Raw genomic sequence first — 363 nt, 5'->3', positions numbered from 1 at the left:
CTATTTTCGGAGTGATATTCAGACCTGCAGACCTTACTTTTTCACGGAATTCCATTAAAACCCGGTCATCCTTTACTCTGAAAGCCACGTGGTGATTGGTTCCTGCTGCATTTCTGCCTGTTTGGATTTTATCGTTCTCGATGATATCAACAAGATTAGCCGTTTCAATGGCATCAGTTGATAAACGGTACCTTTCACCTTCCTGTTTCTGCAGATCATATCCGAAAATATCAGTCAAAACCTTAATCGTCGGGTCGGCTTTTTTCAATGTTAAAGTGATATTGTGAAAACCCTTCAAGGCATTTTCGTCTTTGATATCATCGGTTGTCCATACTTTTCTGTCGTCCGTTGTTGAAGGCTCGA

General features: G+C 41.0%; 1 pseudogene. It reads right to left on the bottom strand.

Features of this window, described 5'->3' with window-relative positions:
• Positions 1 to 363 (bottom strand): annotated as a pseudogene (locus FY557_RS19975) (VOC family protein); the annotation flags it as partial.

It is taken from the genome of Chryseobacterium sp. SN22, from assembly GCF_008329705.1.
GTDB lineage: Bacteria > Bacteroidota > Bacteroidia > Flavobacteriales > Weeksellaceae > Chryseobacterium.
This window is presented reverse-complemented; position numbering and strand designations above follow the sequence as displayed.